Source organism: Mesorhizobium sp. P5_C1 (assembly GCF_054049815.1).
On record NZ_JBFULQ010000724.1, the window covers coordinates 1 to 2287 of the forward strand.

Here is a 2287-nt window from a genome sequence, read left to right on the forward strand (position 1 = left end):
GCCGACGAGCCACCACAGATCACTCTTGAAGCAGCGGCAGAACCTTTTCGTCCAGGAATTTGAGACGCCTACCCAACATTTCCGCGTTGGCGGGATTCGCCGGAACATTGACAGGAATCAGCTTCGCAACGGACTTCCGCTTCCGAGCGGCTTCAACCCATTCTTCCATGGCGCCAATGTATCCATCCAGCGCCTCATACGGAGTTCTGACGTCGTCGCCTGGCATGTAAGCTGGAGGCACATCACCCACGATCACCCATATCCATGCGGGTACATCTGACCTTCCAGGCAAAATCTCGAAGAGAAAAATGTATACTATGCCCTCGGCACCATATCCAAAATACTCCGTCTTGATATTCTTCCCCCACTCAAAAAATTTAATGTATTCACGGGCCTCGCCAAGGGCAGCGTCAAAATTATCGTCCGAGTCCGGATCTTCCGCCGCAAGCGGCAAACGACTGACCTTGCTGAGATCTGGGGCGATTGCATTCATACTCCGTCTCCACCAATCAAGTTCTTCTTGCGCCATCGCCTCTCAGCCCAGCGCGCAAAATCTGCAGCATCTTGATGATGCCTAATATGGTCGTCCCGGAAACGAGGCTTCACATTCAATACGTGATCTCCCCCCACCATCGGCCAGCGGTACCTCATGGGAAACGTCCATAAGACGAAACTAACTCAGCTCCGATTCTTTCGGCTCATCAGGCATCTTGGCACGCTTCCACGGCGAGGTTTTTGTATCGCGCCAAGCATGCCAGCCCAACGGCAAATCCGCCAACTGCGCAACAGTTTGATCAAGCTCTACCACCTCGACCAAGGCCACCAAAATTAGGTCATCTTGATCAATCTCAGCCTCACTTCCATAGAATTGCCACGACTCGTCATCGTCATCATGTGATACATACGCAATCCAACCTGCACTACTGAATACTTTCCGAGTAGATATGACGGCCAAATTTTTTTTGTCTTTGAACTTCCAGCTGCCCATCTCATTACCTATTTGTTTGATTTGTCCAAATTCTCAAACCTGGCGAGAATCTGGAGATTTTTGTAGCTATTTGATCCAGGTGATTTCGTCTTGTCGGCAGGATTAACTGGATCTATGTGATCAATATGCGCTTCATTTTTGGGAGGAGTGACACCTCTCCTACTTTGATTTGGTGCAGTTACCTCTATTCCGCTCTTATCTGATCTTAGATAACCACCGTTGATTTTCATGTTTTCCTTAAATATGGCTATTCTCTGCTTCTTTGTTGGTTTGTTGCCTGGAGCAACGTTGGGAGGATCCTCCAAATGTGCATACGGCCTCCTTATTTCGTCTGCCTTGCCAGTCGAAACCGGAATCTCTTCTGTACTAGTTGTCGAGATAGAGCCCGGCCCATTATCCGGAGCGATATCGGGTTTAGCAATGCTGGAGCGCTCGGCGAGCCTTGCCAACACCTGGCTGCCAATTGCACTAAGCCCTTCGGCAAGGACATTGCCGCTGGCACCCCAAAGCGCGCCATTGGCAATCCCCCGGGGGATACTCCCGCCAGTGTTGTAGGCGGATGCGCCGCCGTAAGCGCCACCCGCCGCGCCCCCAGCGGCGGTTCGCCAATCCCTGCCCAGCCCAGCAAAGCGGTTACGCCCTTCGCCAGGCCATATCCGGTCAAGCCGGCGCCGAGGGCCTCTGCCGCCCAACGGGCTGAGCCGGCCCGGTCCTCGGCATCCTCGGTCCGGGTCTGCTCCTTTTTGAGAAGGTCCTCGTAGCTCCCACCCGACAAAGCGGAATCGAGCCCGGCGGAGATCGCGTCCGCACCGCCGGCGGTCCCGCCCTTAGCGGTGAGGCGACCGACATCCCCGAATGCCAAGCCGAACTGCTGCAACAGCGGCATGGTGCTGTACTGGGCTCGGGCCGGATGTTCGCCGATCCAGGCCAGTCCGTTCTTCAGCTCGGCAAGCTGGGCTTCCAACAACTCTGGCGTGATGTTCGAATCCTGGGCCGCCCTGGCTCGCCATTGGGCTTGCGCCGCCAAGGAAATCTGTTCAGCCACCGCCTTGCGCGCGCCCGGGTCGCGAACCGCCAGGACAATCGCACTCAACTCCGCAAAACGCTTCTCGAACGGAACGCTTGGGTCGATGTATTGCGTGGCTCGTTGGCTCGAAACTGCCCGGGGCAGGGGAAGTTTTCTGTCGAAACCCAACTCTTGCTGCGCAGCGAGGGCCCAAGTCACGGCAGCCTGGAAATCCTCAGGCGTCGAGACCTTGCTCCAGTCGGGGGCCGGCCCCGGGAACATCTGGCTGACGT

Annotated in this window: 4 protein-coding genes; all 4 read right to left on the reverse strand. The window is 55.7% G+C overall.

Going from position 1 to position 2287, the window contains the following annotated elements; genetic code table 11:
• Positions 1-19: 19 nt before the first annotated feature.
• Positions 20-493: a hypothetical protein gene (locus tag ACXJ7R_RS30405; RefSeq protein WP_457155047.1), complete on the reverse strand. Its 474-nt coding sequence runs from the start codon at positions 491-493 to the stop codon at positions 20-22.
• Positions 494-673: 180 nt separating this feature from the next.
• Positions 674-988 (reverse strand): hypothetical protein, encoded by a 315-nt coding sequence (locus tag ACXJ7R_RS30410; RefSeq protein WP_457155048.1) that lies wholly within the window; start codon positions 986-988, stop codon positions 674-676.
• Between the two features lie 8 nt (positions 989-996).
• Complete coding sequence (locus tag ACXJ7R_RS30415; RefSeq protein ID WP_457155049.1) at positions 997-1293, reverse strand: HNH endonuclease signature motif containing protein; 297 nt, start codon at positions 1291-1293, stop codon at positions 997-999.
• Between the two features lie 17 nt (positions 1294-1310).
• Positions 1311-2287 (reverse strand): hypothetical protein (locus ACXJ7R_RS30420; protein WP_457155050.1); only part of this gene is annotated, 977 nt, incomplete at its 5' end.